This window comes from Ralstonia sp. SA306 (genome assembly GCF_054792405.1).
Map to the genome: position 1 here is coordinate 115,861 of NZ_CP096451.1, position 16,674 is coordinate 132,534.

The 16,674-nt window shown below is 59.5% G+C and carries 15 protein-coding genes and 1 tRNA gene; 14 read left to right on the forward strand and 2 right to left on the reverse strand.

Annotation, left to right across the window (positions count from 1 at the left end; genetic code table 11):
* Window positions 1-381: 381 nt before the first annotated feature.
* On the reverse strand, window positions 382-1,596 hold the full coding sequence (locus tag M1D44_RS00595; RefSeq protein ID WP_024977820.1) for a Do family serine endopeptidase: 1,215 nt from the start codon (window positions 1,594-1,596) through the stop codon (window positions 382-384).
* Window positions 1,597-1,615: 19 nt separating this feature from the next.
* On the opposite strand from M1D44_RS00595, the gene M1D44_RS00600 reads away from it, so the two are divergent.
* Window positions 1,616-2,362, forward strand: coding sequence for a Nif3-like dinuclear metal center hexameric protein (locus M1D44_RS00600; RefSeq protein ID WP_112183477.1), 747 nt, complete (start codon window positions 1,616-1,618; stop codon window positions 2,360-2,362).
* 12 nt (window positions 2,363-2,374) lie between these two features.
* Here the strand turns inward: M1D44_RS00600 and mscL are convergent, their stop codons facing one another.
* A complete protein-coding gene (gene mscL, locus M1D44_RS00605) occupies window positions 2,375-2,803 on the reverse strand; it encodes a large conductance mechanosensitive channel protein MscL (RefSeq protein WP_024977818.1) in 429 nt (142 codons plus the stop codon).
* 245 nt (window positions 2,804-3,048) lie between these two features.
* Between mscL and petA the strand changes: the two genes are divergently transcribed.
* The 13 genes from petA (at window position 3,049) to M1D44_RS00670 (ending at window position 16,627) form a co-directional block, all read left to right on the forward strand.
* A complete protein-coding gene (petA, locus tag M1D44_RS00610) occupies window positions 3,049-3,657 on the forward strand; it encodes a ubiquinol-cytochrome c reductase iron-sulfur subunit (RefSeq protein ID WP_024977817.1) in 609 nt (202 codons plus the stop codon).
* Window positions 3,657-5,060: a cytochrome b gene (locus M1D44_RS00615; RefSeq protein ID WP_024977816.1), complete on the forward strand. Its 1,404-nt coding sequence runs from the start codon at window positions 3,657-3,659 to the stop codon at window positions 5,058-5,060. Before petA ends, M1D44_RS00615 begins: the two co-directional genes overlap by 1 nt.
* A 37-nt stretch (window positions 5,061-5,097) precedes the next feature.
* On the forward strand, window positions 5,098-5,841 hold the full coding sequence (locus M1D44_RS00620; protein ID WP_024977815.1) for a cytochrome c1: 744 nt from the start codon (window positions 5,098-5,100) through the stop codon (window positions 5,839-5,841).
* Window positions 5,842-5,991: 150 nt separating this feature from the next.
* Window positions 5,992-6,603, forward strand: coding sequence for a glutathione S-transferase N-terminal domain-containing protein (locus M1D44_RS00625; protein WP_004634649.1), 612 nt, complete (start codon window positions 5,992-5,994; stop codon window positions 6,601-6,603).
* A 70-nt stretch (window positions 6,604-6,673) separates the two neighbouring features.
* Window positions 6,674-7,171 (forward strand): ClpXP protease specificity-enhancing factor, encoded by a 498-nt coding sequence (locus tag M1D44_RS00630; RefSeq protein WP_024977814.1) that lies wholly within the window; start codon window positions 6,674-6,676, stop codon window positions 7,169-7,171.
* A gap of 29 nt (window positions 7,172-7,200) precedes the next feature.
* Window positions 7,201-7,276, forward strand: a tRNA-Thr gene (locus M1D44_RS00635).
* Between the two features lie 191 nt (window positions 7,277-7,467).
* Window positions 7,468-8,682, forward strand: coding sequence for a tyrosine-type recombinase/integrase (locus M1D44_RS00640; protein WP_439004733.1), 1,215 nt, complete (start codon window positions 7,468-7,470; stop codon window positions 8,680-8,682).
* Between the two features lie 126 nt (window positions 8,683-8,808).
* Window positions 8,809-9,756, forward strand: coding sequence for a hypothetical protein (locus tag M1D44_RS00645; protein WP_439004732.1), 948 nt, complete (start codon window positions 8,809-8,811; stop codon window positions 9,754-9,756).
* A gap of 420 nt (window positions 9,757-10,176) precedes the next feature.
* Complete coding sequence (locus tag M1D44_RS00650) at window positions 10,177-10,389, forward strand: helix-turn-helix transcriptional regulator (RefSeq protein WP_439004731.1); 213 nt, start codon at window positions 10,177-10,179, stop codon at window positions 10,387-10,389.
* 139 nt (window positions 10,390-10,528) lie between these two features.
* Complete coding sequence (locus tag M1D44_RS00655) at window positions 10,529-12,283, forward strand: DUF3987 domain-containing protein (RefSeq protein ID WP_439004730.1); 1,755 nt, start codon at window positions 10,529-10,531, stop codon at window positions 12,281-12,283.
* A gap of 121 nt (window positions 12,284-12,404) precedes the next feature.
* Window positions 12,405-13,574: a hypothetical protein gene (locus tag M1D44_RS00660; protein WP_461241609.1), complete on the forward strand. Its 1,170-nt coding sequence runs from the start codon at window positions 12,405-12,407 to the stop codon at window positions 13,572-13,574.
* 10 nt (window positions 13,575-13,584) lie between these two features.
* Window positions 13,585-14,742 (forward strand): YagK/YfjJ domain-containing protein, encoded by a 1,158-nt coding sequence (locus tag M1D44_RS00665; protein WP_439004729.1) that lies wholly within the window; start codon window positions 13,585-13,587, stop codon window positions 14,740-14,742.
* 706 nt (window positions 14,743-15,448) lie between these two features.
* Complete coding sequence (locus tag M1D44_RS00670; RefSeq protein WP_439004728.1) at window positions 15,449-16,627, forward strand: hypothetical protein; 1,179 nt, start codon at window positions 15,449-15,451, stop codon at window positions 16,625-16,627.
* Window positions 16,628-16,674: the final 47 nt, after the last annotated feature.

Genomic DNA, 16,674 nt, shown 5'->3' on the forward strand with positions numbered 1-16,674 from the left:
CCGAAAGGGATCGGCGTTTTTCTTTGTGCGAGCGATTCGCAGTGCACCTCCATGGCTGAAACGCTGCCAAGGGTGGCCTAGCTGGTGTGCAAGCTTCAGTTGATGGTGGAGGAGTGCAGGCAAGCGACAGCGGGGCGTCTCGCCTGCTGCTTTGCGACGGCATACGCCCCGGGGGGGGGCGCAGCAGAGCGGAACAAAGGCAACTCGTATCAACGCAGCAGCGCAGTGGTTGGTACGTCGGATCGCTCGTTGCGTTGAGCGGGCGCGGCGGCGTCAAGGCGGCTCTCGGCCCACCAACGTGCTGGCTTGATGCTCAAGCGTGCGCGCATAAAAAAACGGCGGCACATATGGCCGCCGTTAGTGTGTTCCGACACCTGCCGCTTACTGTTGTTCTTCGTCGTCCTGCGAGGGCATCGGTACGTTGCGACGCGTCGGCGGCGGGCGCTTGCCGACGACGATAGTCAGTTCCACCGCCTTGCCTTTGCGCGATACCGTTACTTTGGCTTCCGCACCCGGTTGAAGCTGAGCGATGCTGTTGAGCAGCGCCGTCGTATCCAGGATCGGCCCACCGTTGACACTGGTGAGAATGTCTCCCGGGCGCAGGCCCGCCTTGTCTGCGGGGCCACCTTGAACCACGGCGGCAATCAGCGCGCCATCCTTGCGCGACAAGCCAAATGACTCTGCAATTTCCGGCGTCACATCCTGCGGCTCAACACCGATCCAGCCGCGCACCACGCTACCGGTCGAGATAATGGATTCCATCACCTGCTTGGCCAGCGATACCGGAATCGCGAAGCCGATGCCTAGCGAGCCACCTGAGCGCGAGTAGATCGCCGTGTTGATCCCAAGGAGGTTGCCGTCGGCATCGACCAGCGCGCCGCCTGAGTTACCTGGGTTGATCGCAGCGTCGGTCTGGATAAAGTTTTCGAAGGTGTTGATGCCCAGGTGGCTGCGGCCCAAGGCAGAGACAATGCCCATCGTGACCGTCTGGCCCACGCCGAACGGGTTGCCGATGGCAAGCACCACATCACCGACGCGCACGTTCTCCAGCCGGCCCAGCGTGATGGCGGGCAGATTCGGCAGGTTGATCTTGAGGACGGCCAGGTCGGTTTCGGGATCGGAGCCGACCACCTTGGCGTTGGCCTTGCGGCCGTCGGTCAGGGCGACTTCGATCTCGTCGGCGCCGTCCACCACGTGGTGGTTCGTTAGAATGTAGCCTTCCGAGCTGACGATCACGCCCGAGCCAAGACTGGCCGTGGGTTCCTGGCGTTGTTCCGGGGCGCGGTCTCCGAAGAAGAAGCGAAACCACGGATCTGCGCTGGCCTGCGGGTTATTGCCGCGCTTCGGCGCGTTCTTGCTACTGAAGATGTTGACCACCGCAGGCATGGCGACCTTGGCGGCCTCCGCGTAGGAGTTGCTCGAGGTGCCGCCGTGGCCGAGCGGAGCGACTTCCTTAAGCGCAACAATTGGCGAGCCGGATTGCACTGCCACCTTGCCGCGCTGCAGCCAATCAGGCTTGAGCGTGGCGATCACAAACCAGACGGCCAGGACGACCGTGACGGCTTGCGCGAAAAACAGCCAAAAGCGGCGCAACATAGAGCGAAATTGAGTCCAAATGGATCGAAAAGAACTTGAATTGTACTTGAACGACCTGTTACAGGCGGCCCGTTTTCGGGACTATTGCCCCAATGGTCTGCAGGTACAAGGGCGCGACACCATTACGCATATCGTGACGGGGGTGACCGCCAGCCTGGCGCTGATCCAAGTCGCCATCGAAGCCCGTGCCGACGCCGTCCTCGTGCATCACGGTTATTTCTGGAAGGGCGAGGACGGCCGTGTCGTGGGGCAGAAGCATGCGCGCCTGAAGCAACTTCTGGCGCACGATCTCAACCTGTTCGCGTATCACCTGCCGCTCGATGCGCATCCTGAACTGGGCAACAACGCGCAGCTGGGTGCGTTGCTGGGCATCTCGCCCCAGGGCCGGTTCGGCGACGATGAACTTGGCTGGATTGGTACGCTTGCCGAAGTGACCACGCTGGGCGCTTTCGCGCAGACGGTGTCGGCCAAGCTGAATCGGGCGCCCCTCGTGATCGGCGAGGAGGGTCGTCCGGTGCGCACAATCGGTTGGTGCACGGGGGGTGCCCAAGGCTGGTTTGATGCTGCCGTGGCCGCCGGTGTGGACGTGTATCTGAGCGGTGAGGCGTCGGAGCAGACCACGCATCTGGCGCGCGAATCGGGTGTTGCCTATATCGGTGCGGGCCACCACGCCACCGAGCGTGGCGGCGTTCGGGCGCTCGGCAATCACCTGGCCGAGCGCTTCGGCGTGCGTCACACCTTCATCGATATCCCGAATCCGGTGTGATTCGACGTCCGATTACGGCTTGGTCTTCAGGCTGTCGCGAATCTCGCGCAGTAGCAGGATGTTTTCCGGCGTTTCAGCGGGTGCTGCTGGCGGGTTGGCGTCGATCATGCGCGTGATGGCGCGCACCATCAGAAACACGATAAACGCCAGAATCAGAAAATTGACCGCCACGGTGATGAAGTTGCCGTAGGCGAAGACCGGCACGCCAGCCTTCTTCAGATCGGCCAGGGTGTGCGGCACACCCGCGGGCGCCTCTGCCAGTTGGATGAACAGGTTCGAGAAATCCAGCTTGCCAACGATGCGGCCGATCAGCGGCATGATCAGATCATTGACGAGCGAATCGACGATTTTGCCGAACGCCGCACCGATGATCACCCCCACTGCCAGGTCGATCACGTTGCCGCGCATCGCGAATTTCTTGAAGTCTTGCATCAGTGCCATCGGTTTTCTCCGGATTGTTTGATTCGAGACAAACGGTCAAGCTAACGAACGGTTGACCTGAATTGTTGAAAGCGAGGCTGCAAGAGCCATGCCAAAGCCTTGTCAGCATTGGGCTGGCGGGCGATCGGCGTGTTCACTATATCTATAACCGCTGCGCCCCGCGACCGCTATCGTTCGCTCGGTACGCTCGGGTATAATTTTCGGTTGACGCGAATCTATCTTGATTTCTCATCCTGGGGTCTTGAATGAGTGACCAGCAAAACGTGGACAAGGGTCGCCGTAATCTATTGATTGCGACGTCCGTGGCTGGTGGTGTGGGAGGGGTTGCGGTTGCGGCCCCTTTCGTTTGCACATTCGCACCATCTGAAAAAGCCCGTGCAGCGGGCGCGCCCGTAGAGGCCGACGTGAGTGACCTGGCCCCCGGCCAGATGAAGGTGGTGGAATGGCGCGGCAAGCCGGTCTGGCTGCTCAAACGCACGCCCGACATGCTGGAATCGCTCAAGAAGACCGATAACGAAGTCGCCGACCCCAAGTCCGACGTGCCCTTCACCATGAAGACGCCGGACTACTGCAAGAACGAAACCCGCTCCCGTGCCGAGCATAAAGACCTGCTGGTCGTGGTCGGCATCTGCTCGCATCTTGGTTGCTCCCCGTCTGGTCCGTTTCCCGTGGGCGCCAACGTGCAGCTTGCCGGAGACCCCGGCTTCGTCTGCCCGTGTCACGGTTCAACGTTCGACCTGGCTGGCCGCGTGTTCAAGAACAAGCCCGCCCCGCAGAACCTCGACGTTCCGCCGTACATGTTCCTGTCCGACACGAAGCTGGTGATCGGTAAAGACGAGAAAGGAGAGGCTTGATCATGGCCGAGAAGAAGGTGGAGACAACCGGGCTGCTGGGCTGGATCGATGCACGCTTCCCGGCATCCGAGCTGTGGAAGGCGCATCTGTCGGAGTACTACGCGCCGAAGAATTTCAACTTCTGGTATTTCTTCGGATCGCTGGCGCTGCTGGTGCTGGTGATCCAGATCGTCACGGGCATCTTCCTGGTGATGAACTACAAGCCGGACGGCACGCTCAACGCCGCTGGCATCCCCGTTGCCTATGCAAGCGTGGAGTTCATCATGCGCGAGGTGCCGTGGGGCTGGCTGGTGCGCTATATGCACTCGACCGGCGCTTCGGCGTTCTTCATCGTCGTGTATATGCACATGTTCCGCGGCATGCTGTACGGCTCGTACCGTAAGCCGCGCGAGCTGGTCTGGATCTTCGGCTGCCTGATCTTCCTGTGCCTGATGGCCGAAGCCTTCATGGGCTATCTGCTGCCATGGGGCCAGATGTCGTACTGGGGCGCGCAGGTGATCGTGAACCTGTTCTCCGCCATCCCGCTGATCGGCCCGGACCTGTCGCTGTGGATTCGCGGTGACTACGTTGTATCGGACGCGACGCTGAACCGCTTCTTCTCATTCCACGTCATCGCGGTGCCGCTGGTGCTGCTGGGCTTGGTGGTGGCGCACATCATCGCGCTGCACGAAGTGGGCTCGAACAACCCGGACGGCGTTGAGATCAAGGCCAAGAAGGACGAGCGCGGCATTCCGCTCGATGGCATTCCGTTCCACCCGTATTACTCGGTGCATGACATCGTCGGTGTGGCGGTCTTCCTGTTCATCTTCAGCGCGATCGTGTTCTTCGCGCCGGAAATGGGCGGTTACTTCCTGGAAGCCAACAACTTCATCCCGGCAGATTCGCTGAAGACGCCGCTGCACATTGCGCCGGTCTGGTACTTCACGCCGTTCTACTCGATGCTGCGCGCGACCACGTCGGATTTCCTGCCGTGGCTGTGGGGCTTCATCGCGATCATGCTGGGTCTGCTGTTCGCTCGTACGAAGAGCATGAATGTCAAAGTGGTGGCCGTGGCTGTGGCCGTGATCCTGGCACTGGGCTTCAAGTTCATCGATGCGAAGTTCTGGGGCGTGGTCGTGATGGGCGGTTCGGTGGTGATCTTCTTCTTCCTGCCGTGGCTTGACCACTCGCCGGTCAAGTCGATCCGCTATCGCCCGGGCTTCCACAAGACTTTGCTGATCCTCTTCGTGATCGCCTTTGCGGTGCTGGGCTACCTGGGTATTCAGCCGCCAAGCCCGGTCGGTTCGATCATCTCGCAGATCGGCACCATTCTGTACTTCGCGTTCTTCCTCGCGATGCCGATCTGGAGCCAGATCGGGACGTTCAAGCCAGTGCCTGAGCGCGTCACGTTCACGCCGCACTGATTCGAGCCGAGCACAAGGACCCATGAAGGACACAAGAATGAAAAAGCTGCTTGCGATTTTCGCCTTGGCCGGTCTCGTGTTTGCCGCGCCCGTGATGGCCAATGAGGGCGGCGTGCCGCTCGATCCGGCGCCCAACCAGTCCAGCGACACGTCCGCGCTGCAGCGCGGCGCCAAGCTGTTCGTCAACTACTGCCTGAACTGCCACGGCGCCAGCGCGATGCGCTACAACCGCCTGCGCGACATCGGTTTGAGTGAAGAGCAGATCAAGCAAAACCTGCTGTTCTCGTCAGACAAGGTCGGCGACACGATGCACATCGCCATGGACCGCGAGGACGCGAAGAAGTGGTTTGGTGCCGTACCGCCAGACCTATCGGTGATTGCCCGGGCGCGCGGCAGCGACTGGCTCTACACCTACCTTCGCACGTTCTACCGTGACGACACGCGTCCGACCGGCTGGAACAACCTGGTCTTCGACAAGGTCGGCATGCCGCATGTGCTGTGGGAACTGCAAGGCCAGCAAGTGCCGAAGTATGCCGAAGTGAAGTCCGAGCACGGCGAGGCTGAGAAGAAGCTCGTTGGCCTTGAAGTGACGGTCCCAGGCAAGATGAACAAGGTCGAATATGACCAGGCGGTGGCCGATCTGGTCAGCTATTTGGACTGGATGGCTGAGCCCGCGGGCAACCTGCGCAAGCGCCTCGGCGTCTGGGTATTGTTGTTCATTGGCGTGTTCTTCGTGCTGGCCTGGCGCCTGAATGCGGCCTATTGGAAGGACATCAAGTAAAATCCGTGTTTTCCGGGCAAGGGCTAGGCCGGTGGAGAACTGGCTCTAGCCCTTTGCCTTTTCGCTTTTTGTGCCGTGGCGATGTCATTTGTCGTCACGGCTGTACCGTCATAGGGCCGCCCCCGGCCCATGCGCCAAGGAACTACAACCATGATGGTCTTGTACTCGGGCACCACTTGCCCGTTCTCGCAGCGTTGCCGCCTCGTCCTGTTCGAAAAGGGCATGGATTTCGAGATTCGCGACGTCGATCTCTTCAACAAGCCGGAAGACATCGCGGTGATGAACCCGTACGGCCAGGTGCCCATCCTGGTTGAGCGCGACCTGATTCTGTACGAGTCGAACATCATCAACGAGTACATCGACGAGCGCTTCCCGCACCCGCAACTGATGCCGGCCGATCCGGTGCAGCGCGCCCGCGCCCGCCTGTTCCTGTTCAACTTCGAGAAGGAACTGTTCACGCACGTTTCCGTGCTCGAGAACGAAAAGGGCAAGGCCGCCGAGAAGAATCACGAGAAGGCACGTGCGGCTATCCGTGACCGCCTTACGCAGCTGGCTCCGATCTTCCTGAAGAACAAGTACATGCTGGGCGAAGAGTTCTCGATGCTGGACGTGGCGATTGCACCGCTGCTGTGGCGCCTGGACCACTACGGTATTGAAGTCTCCAAGAATGCGGCTCCGCTGATGAAATACGCTGAGCGTATCTTCAGTCGCCCGGCGTATATTGAAGCGCTGACGCCGTCGGAAAAGGTCATGCGCCGCTGATTGCCGCTGGGTCGGGCCACGCTCAGGTTGAACCTGCGCGGGACCGCGCCCAACGGTCACTGATTTCATCATGTCGGAAACATCCACCAAGCCTTATCTGATCCGTGCCATCTATGAATGGTGCACGGATAACGGCTTCACGCCGTACATCGCTGTCTTCGTCGACAACAGCACCAACGTGCCACGCGAGTTCGTCAAAAACGACGAGATCGTGCTGAACGTGAGCTTTGACGCTACCAGCCAGCTCGACATGGGCAATGAGTGGATCACGTTCCACGCACGCTTCTCGGGCGTCTCGCGCAAGATCGAGGTGCCAATCGAAAACGTGCTTGCGGTGTATGCGCGCGAGAACGGGCAGGGTATGGCATTCCCGGTGGAACGCAGTACACCGACGACGCAGGCTGCAACCGAACGCGAGAACAATCCGCCGCCCAAGCTGGCCGCGGTGGACTCTGAGTCGGTGCCTGCGCCGGTCCCTGTCGAAGCGGAAACCGGCCCGGAAGACGAACCGACACCACCGAATGTGCCGCGCATCGGTGGAAAGCCTGCGCTAAAGGTCGTCAAGTAACGCGTGTTAGGTTAGAATCGCGTTTCTTTGCCGGCTTAGCTCATCTGGTAGAGCAGTTGATTTGTAATCATCAGGTGGCGGGTTCGAGTCCTGCAGCCGGCACCAAACACTTATCCAAGGGCATCCTTGGAAGTCTTGAAACCCGTGATAGCATAAGGCTTCACGGGTTTTTTTATTCCAGCGTTGTCCAGCGTGGCCCGTCTGAATCCGGGGGCATGTGGGGGCACTTCCGGGGGAATCTGGGCGCTTGCTAAGTGCCCCCCGAAAAAATGCCCCCTTGGGTTGTGAGATGCCCTATGCCATTGACCGACATCGCCGTCCGTAAGGCGACGCCCCTTGAAAAGCCGTATCGCCTTGCCGACGGCGGCGGCATGTACTTGGAGGTTGCCCCCTCGGGCGGGAAGTACTGGCGCCTCAAATACCGCTTCGCCGGCAAGGAGAAACGACTCGCGCTGGGTGTCTATCCGGACGTTTCGTTGGCCGCTGCGCGCGAGAAGCGCGACGAAGCGCGCAAGAAGCTCGCCGCCGACATTGATCCTAGTGAATCGAAGAAAGCTGAAAAGCGGGCGGCACGTCTGGCAGCGACCAATTCTTTCGAGGCGGTTGCGCTTGGCTGGATGGACGAACTCAAGCCGTATGTGACGGCGGGGTCGATGGCGAAGACCAAGGCTCGATTCGAGAGGGATGTTTTCCCTTGGCTTGGCAAACGGCCGGTAGCGGAAATCGATGCTCCAGAGGTTTTGACGGTCCTTAAACGGATCGACAGCCGTGGTGCTCGTTTTACCGCACACAAGGTCCGCGGTGAGATCAGCCGGGCATTCCGCTATGGGATCAAGGAAGGTTATTGCAAGTTTGACCCGGCTCGCGATCTCGTCGATGCAATCCCGCCGGCGCAGACGACGCACTTCGCTGCCATTACGGAGCCAGAGAAGGTTGGTGCCATGCTGAGGGCATTCGACGGCTTTTCTGGGACGTTCCCCGTTCTGTGCGCGCTCAAGCTTGCTCCCATGTTGTTCACTAGGCCTGGCGAACTGCGTAAGGCCGAATGGGCTCAGTTCGATCTTGATAAGGGCGAGTGGCGATACCTTGTCACGAAGACCAAGACCGAGCATCTGGTTCCGCTCGCAACGCAAGCCGTTCGGATTCTGCTAGATCTGCATGTGTTGACCGGCAACGGTCGTTACGTCTTTCCTGGAGCACGTTCCGCTCAGCGTCCTATGAGCGATGCTGCGGTTAATGCGGCCCTACGCCGCTTAGGCTACGACACACGGACCGAAATCACCGGTCATGGATTTCGGGCCATGGCGCGCACGATTCTTCATGAAGAGTTGGAGCAAAAACCTGAAGTCATCGAGCATCAGCTTGCCCATGCCGTGCCCGACACGCTCGGAAAGGCGTACAACCGTACGAAGTTCATCAAGGAGCGCAGGGCAATGATGCAAAAGTGGGCTGACTACCTAGACAAACTGAAGGCCGGTGCGGTGATTACCCCTATAAATGCAGTGGGGTGAGTACCCTGGACGACGGTGTATTGCTCGAGAACAATGGCAGTGCCGCTGACAGTCGGGGGCCAGAAGGCGGTTCCTAGTTGAAGAGCGGCAATTTGCGGTATTGGTTTTAGCGGAAGCGGATTTATCGTGACACAGCATGGCCAGAAGGTGCAACGTGTAGCCGAGCCGTTGTACGAGGACAATTTACCCAAGGACTCCTACATCACGCTGGAAGAAGTGATCAATTTGATTGCTCGCCACAGTGTTGAGATCGCCGAAGAGGATGCGAAACAGATCGAAGAATATGTTGTGGCCTTGCTCAAGGATGAGAGGGCGGCTCACGTTATGCATCTTCTACCTCCGACTGGGATGCTCGAGAGAATTTATCGTCGTTGGGCTGCGGCTGGTCAGTTGCACTGGGAGCTGATGGAGTATGGAGATCGCAGTCCCGCATGGCGGAACTGGATGGCGACGGGCCAGCCAGTCCGTCTCGATGTCGGTGGTCGGCAGCGAGCTGTATCCATGCTAGAGCGCATCGTTTCGTACAACCGGCAACAGCTCGATGAGATTCTGTCCGGCAAGAACGACTTGACGCTGGGCTGCGGGGGCGCTCATTCCCCGATCTTTTGCGCCGAAGACCGCAAGTGGTTGGACTGTCTGGGCTTCGATACGAAAGAGATGATCGACTTCCTTGGTACTGATGCGGTAGTAGTCAAGGACGCTCGAATCGAGACTGGCGAAGAGCAGCAGTGTAGGCCTGCAGTCAATGCGTCTAAACAGCCGTCGGAGATGCAAGAATCACCAAATGTCGTTGCGGCCGACATGCCAGGTACCAGCACCGAGTCTATCAAGCGCTCCAAGGATGAGAGGTGGACTGATACGGAGTTGAGGGAGTTCTTTGATTTCTTCGAAGAGCACGGCGTCGCTGCTGCCCGCGTCCAATATTCGCTTGCAAGATCCCGAGTCTACGTACTGGTGAAAAAGTGCGAAAAGATGTTCGGGATCGAGTCGAAAAGAATAAAGAAAGAGGCGAAGAAGAACGATGGCAAAGGGACTTGGCCGTCTGCACACTTCCCATTTGCCTCAAACCGCTAGAGCAAGAAACTCCGGACTCACGTTGCACGTGGCGCAGGTCGAGCGTCCATGTAGCCGCTATGCGGTGTCATCCAAATGCGGATTTGGATCGTCCATCGAGCTCCATCACGCGGCCTCGTCCGGCGTCCCCTCAGGCTGAAAATGATCGGTCTGACGTTGTCCATAGGTGGACAGATGAACTTTGTCAGACAAAAAGCCCCCTAGAATCAGGGGGTTGCTGGAGGTCCGCTGTGGACAGTGGACGTCCACGGGGGGCAGGAAACGACACTCCTCACCATACCGGAACGTACCGGGAACCTGCGCTAGGGGCTGAATCCCCAGCTTGCGCAAAATACGGTGAGGATCAAAATGTCGAAGACTCCACTAAAGCCACTGTGCCAAACCACGGTGGCGATGCCCGCGTCGCAAGTACGTGAGGGCATGACCCCCCCACTCTCTGATCAACTGAAGCGTGCACTGCGCATCCTGCGCATGAAGCAACTGATCGAACGCACCAACCTGTCGCGCGCGACTCTGTACGTCTTGATGTCTAGCGATCCCACGTTCCCCCCCAAGATCAAGTTGACGGCCCGTTCGGTCGGCTTTTTGGAATCGGACGTGGACGCGTGGATCGCCTCGCGCGCCGCAGCGTAACGGGGGAAATCATGGCAAAACTCAATGCCCCTGACGGCTCCACGACTGGCGTCGAAGCGGCCAAGCGGACTACTCGACTGCAGGACCGTCACCGTGTGGAAACCGTTAACAAACGCGGCACTGCTGGGGATGGCCTAGCATGAGCGCGATTACACAAACTCGCGGTTTCCGCGTGCCTCAAACAAGTGTTCAGCGGGCGATCGCCGCGCTCGGGGCGGACCTGTCGGAGGTTGCTACTGCGCTGTGCGCGAAGTACAGCTGGGGCGACGCAGTGAGCATGCTGCTGACCGTGCAGAAGCTAGGTGTAGCTTGTCAGGGCGCATACCTCGTTGACGAGGATGGTCACCGCATCCCGATCAAGCTCGACACCCTCACGGTCTTGCCGGTGGCTACGGGCCAGATGCTGGTGCAAGAGCAGGCCGACCAGCTGATGACGGTCGACACCGAAACGGCGTCGGAGGCCATGGAGGGTCAGGCGATCGCTAAGGCTGCCCGCCTGCTGCGCGCCGAAAAGCGCAAGCAGATCCAGGCCGCCCTCAAGATTGCTGCGCGCAAGGCGGTTTGCCTGGAGGCTGGACAGGCGCAACTCCGCGAACTCGATGCGTGTGAGCCGAAGCAGGAAGACTACCCGGATCAATTGCAGCAGTTGATTTCGTGGAACCAGCGTCGCGCCGATCTGGAAATCTCGATCGACCAGGCTGAAATGGACGGTGACATCGAACTGGCCAAGACGCTTCGCAAGGCGCTGAACGCGTTGAGCCAGACGCCGCCGTCCAGCTTCGAAACCGATCGGCGCCGCTGGTCAAACAAGCGCGCGGCGGTCGAAAGCCAGGTGCTGCTGCTAAAGGGGGCTTACGAGGAAGTTGCCCATCTCAATGCGCAACAGCAGGCGCTGCTGGCTGAGGAGATGTCGGCGACCGAGACCGCGATGCCAAAGCAGGTCTACCGGAATATGCCCATCCCCGCTGTGCGCAAAGCACTCACTTCGGGCTGGCCGACCGCGTTCGCGCTGTATGCCGGTGAGTCGTCTGTCAAGACGCTGGCAAAACACGGGACCGTGCTTACGGAGCTGTGCTGTGGCGCACTGCTGTCGGCGCATCCTCCGGGCCGGGTGCAGCTCACCCTCATGGCAACGGCCACGCTTGCAGCATACGCCCGCGACGTGAAGGCCATGGGTGCGGAAGATGCGGCAGCGCTCGCGGCGGCCGTCTTGATCGTGGTCGACCAGCAACAGTCAGAATTCGGCCTCGCAAAAAGGCCAGTGAATTCGGATTGCCTTGCGATGTTCGACAAGTTGCTCAAGGAGCGGGCTATCGCGAACGTGCGCTTGATGCTGGCCAATGATTTTGCGCCGCAGGGTATCGCGGTGTCGCCTGGGGCTGCCTCGTGGGTCAATGACAAACACCGCAATCTGCAAATCCGCCGCACCGCCAATGACCTGCATCCGATGCTGGACGCACTCTTGATGCGCATGCGCGAGATCTTTTACTCGATCGCAGGTCTGCTCCACTTGTGGCGCGGCCAGACGGGCCCCTTGTCCGTCGGCACGATGGGGGACGCAACCGACATTGGCGAGTACCTGATCGAGCAGTTCGAACGCTCCCTGGAACTGGTGCGTGAGGAGCCTAAGTGGATGGTCGACACCCGGACCCTCTGTAAAGCATTGTCCGGTCACGTCGCTAAGCAGCAGGACAAGGATGAAAAGACTCCTTTTGCCATCCGCTTGAGCAATCTGCATGCCAAGGCGAAGCGTTTCGGTTTGACGCGGGCGCGAGTTGACGTTGCCCTGAAGGCGCTGCTCGATTGGGGGTGGGTCAAGGTCCGTCAGGATGGTCTCGACACTGTGTTCGACCTGGACCCGCACCGCTTCGCTCATACAGGCACCACCGCCTAAGCAGCAAAAGACCCGCAGGCCACCGCCTGCGGGTCTATGCCCTTTCCGCATTTTCCGCATCGAGTCGCCCGTGCAGCCGTCACCAGACGTGCGCGAGGCAAGGTGCGCCCTGAACGTTGTTGTGGCGCGGCATGCGCGCCAAGAAAAGGATGAAGTCGTGAAGAACAATTGCAAAACTCCGCCATCCGCCAGCACCTGGGTGCCGGCGCCCAAGGATGCCTCGTCGGCGTCCGTAGTTGGCCTGCGCCCGGCGCAACTGCTCGTCCTGCGCGCGCTCGGCACCAGCGCTACGGCCATTTCGGTCGCAATTGCGGCCTATGCCGGCCAGCTGCGCGGCGATACCGAGCAGACCCAGTTCATGTGGATCGCCCTGAGCGTGGTCGCCGTGTTGGCGTTGCACCTGCTGCCGATGTTCATCCGCCAAGCGGGCGTGTGGCTGCGCGTGCTGCTGTCCGCAATCTGGATCGGACTGCTAGTTTTCGTCATTGAGGGGCAGGTCACCTTCGTTCTGGTCGAGCAGTTGAATGCAGGCGACAAGCGCGCAATGGCGGTTCCCGTGGTTGCCGTCCCGGCTCCCAAGGAGGCATCGGGCCGCACTCCCACGGTGATCGCCCAGGATGCCGCCAAGATCAGTGCGATGCTGGCAGCTGTCAGTGTGACCCCGTGCCCGGCAGGCGCTTGCACGACGCGTCAGGCACGCAAGGCCGCGCTGTCGGCTCAACTCGCCGCGCTTGATGTCGAGGCAAGCGAGGCGAAGCGCAATGAAGCCGCGGAAGACCGCTGGCAGGCCGAGGCGGACAGGGTCCAGTCCTTGCGGGATGCCCGTCGGGTCAACCCTGTCGCGTCGTCCCTCTCGTCGCTGCTGGGTACCACCGAGGCGCGACTGAATTTGATCCTGGCCTTCATGCCGACGATCGTGCTTGATGGCGTAGCGGTCGTGTGCTGGCTTCTGTTGGCAACAGAAAGTCAGCGCACTCGCCAGCGTGCCGTTGTCGCGTACGACAACAGCAACGCGGTCGCGCAGTCGCCAGCCATTGTCGTGGCTGCGCCAGAGGTGGTCGCGACGGCTGCTGAGCCTGTCGTGACGAGGACGGAAACGGTCACAGCAATCGAGGGCGGTTCGGCCAAGTCTGACGACGACCAGCTTGTCGACGAGATCCGCAAGGCCGTCGCGGCTGGGCGCCTGGTGGCGACGCAGGCGGCGATCCGCAAGTTCCTCCAGTGTGGGCAGCCAAAAGCAGGCCGCCTGAACCGGCTGTATGTCGCCCGTTTTGGAAGTGCGCATGGCTGAGGAGGGCAGCATGAAAATGACCACCCTTAATCTGAACAAGTTGATCCAGTCGCCGCACATCGCGCCGAACGCGACGTACGTGAAGCACAGCCTTGCTCACGTTCGCCGGGTTCTCCCGTTGACGGACAAAGCAGCGGCTTCCGCCGAGCTGATCCGGCGAATTGACGACGACATGCATTACGGCGAAAAGAATATTTCGCAGATGTGGCCATGGGCCAGCGCTCGGGTCATCTCTATTCGGCGTTTTGTGACGGCTGTGCTGGCATCGGATGATCCCGGGTTCGAATGCCAGTTGGACGACTATGGACGCATTTTGAAACTGACGGAAAATCCGCTCGGCAGCTTCTACTACGACACTGAGGTGCTGAGTGCCAAGTTGCTGCAACCAGGTATGGATCAAACGCTTGACGACTATCGCGTACCGTTGAGCGTGCAGATCTTTTTCGAAGTGTACGAGCGTCACGCACTCGGTCAGTACGGTTCGCAGTACTTCGAACCGCATCCGGCTAACCGCACACCGGATAACAAGCAGTATCTCTGGCAGAAGTTCAACGAACTGATCGACATGATCCGAGTTGAGGCCTTGGCGCGTGGCCTCAAGAAGCAGGAGATCGCGAATACCTTCCGGTCTACGCGGAACTTCAACCGAATGATGCAGCTCGTGAATCAGTGCTTTTCGAAGCGTCGCCGCATCTTTGTCATCTGCCAGGACACCTTCTATCTCCCTGAATGGGCCGGAAAAGTGTCAGTTGACCTGGCTAAGAATCACCATGCCATCTTCGTCAACCGTCTGCGCGGGCGGGCAGCGACCAAGAAGGGGTTGATCGGTGCAATCTGGATGCTCGACTGGGCGGAGTCCAAGGGGCACTATTTCCGCTGGGTCTTCCTGTTCGACGGTGATGACGTGCGGGGTGCGCACGAATATGAAGAGCACGTCAGGGACCTGTGGAAGAAAGTCGTGCCCAAAGACGCTGGCGAAGCGCTTGTCCTCAACGACAAAGAACACATGAGGGCTTGCACGGGCATGATCGACGTGGACGAGAACCCTGAGAAGTTCGAGAGTTTTGTCGAGTCGGTAATCCATTATCTCGCGCACAAAGATCAGGTGCTGCGCATCAAGCGCGAGCGGGGTACGCGCACCTGGGATTCGTTGATGCCGGGAAACTGAAGGGTAACAAGCAAACCGCGTTAGCCCCCGTTCGACCCTGTCGTACCAATTCGCAGCCCTAAGGCTGACTTTACCTGCGGGACACGATGCTCAGGCGTCGTGTCCCGTTTTCATTTCTGCCCCGCGTTCCGGCAGTCGATCGTCTCCGCCCAGTTCATATGCCGCCCGCGTAAAAATTCCCCAGGGCTGCCCGCCGATCACAGCGTTACGTTCTGCTGCACATGCTGGAGCGTTGGTCGTGCGGCACGAATCAGAGCTGTGTTGGCGATGCACTTGGCTCCAATTCGCGAAATTTTGAAACTTCCCGCAAAGCCGCTTTCTAGAGCCGAAATCGCACATTTCGTAGGGTGTGTTTTCGGCCTGTGAGTCGTCTGGGCCACGCCTTCACAGTGGTATTTCGACGCTACAGGCGCCATCGATACAACAGAGCAGCATGCTCACACTCGGGACAACTCTGGATCAGATCGTTGCCCTGGATTCCATGTGGCTGTGGGCGTTTTGGTGTTCGAGGTGCAGGCTGTGCGGAGGCTTCTGCTGTGGTCTGTTTGCTGTCTCCCTATACTAAGATTGTCTGTTCTGATAATTACCAATATCTACAACATAGATAGGGCATGATCATAAGAACGAGATCATCTGGCAGGTAAATAAATACCTGCCATCTGAATGACTTGAGAGGACAACTGGCGTCCTGATAATGGAGTTCAGAATGAGAGATGGTCTAAACGTCGGACCGTTGTTCGACGACGTCGTACACGATCCTTCCTTCAACGAAGAGATCGAATTCAGAGGCTGGTCCGTTGGCGAGTACAGCGACCTGTACCAGTGGCTGGTCTGGTTCATGGACAGCGTGTTGACTGCTGACCAGATACCGTACGAGATTCGGGATGATGGTTTTAGGCGATGGGCTGTCAGGAACACAAAGACGAAAGCAGGTAAGAGAAACCTGAGTAACTACCTGCAGTGGTGCTGGGCGTTCATGGACCTGTATTGGCCGGACTGCTTTTACAGTCCTGATTTTCAGCTGTTCTTCGACTGCTACCGTTCCTTTGCTCCCATACAGCTCAGCCCAGTGGACCAGGCAATCCGCGATGATCCCAACTTTCTCTTCCCTGATGGGACGATTCTGGCGGAACGGTTCAATGCGTTCGTCGCTTATCTGCGTGAGCAGGCCAGAGCGAGAAACACGCGGAAGAAGCTGTTGGACTGGAAAGCTGGGCTGAGGCACCAGAGCAGGGCGACCTGGAAGTATGTGGTGGGGGTGGTGAAGAAGTGCCCTAACCTTTTGCCTGTTCGGTGGGACCAGTTGTACGCCGTATCAGCTGCGGTGGAGAGCGACGCGCTGGCGCGCACCAGCTGGGAGCGGAATGACGAGGGGCTGTTGGTATCGGTGCCGTCAGCCTTGCCTAGTGGGGAGTTGCGACTGGAAACGCGTGGCCGTATCGACATACGTCAGGCCATGCGGGATAGGGCTGCGTTCTTCGATCGCTCCAGCGGGCCTGCACTGGAGCTATTCGATGATTTGGCTGGCTTCATCGGCAAGATGGAGCAGGGCAGTGACCACCGCGCCTATCACCTTCACGTGCTCTTCCTGTTCGATGCGACCAGGGTCAACGAGAAGGACATTGAGCGGCTGATCGGTCTCGCCACTCAACGGTGGCAGCACGTGACTGGCGGGCAGGGCATCCTGTTCAACTGCCACGGGGAAGACTACAAGGCGGGGCTGAAGCAGGATGGGATTTGGTCCCTCGATCCAATCCGCAAGGGTAACGCCGAGCAGGTTCAGAAGCTGCTTGACTACATCGACCGATATTTCACGAAAGACGACGGGCAGATGCTACGGGTCAAGCCGACAGCGAAGTCGCGCACCCTGACGATGGGGCAGTAACCGAGAGCGATTTGGAGAGGCATCGGAGGATGCCTGCTGATGCGCAC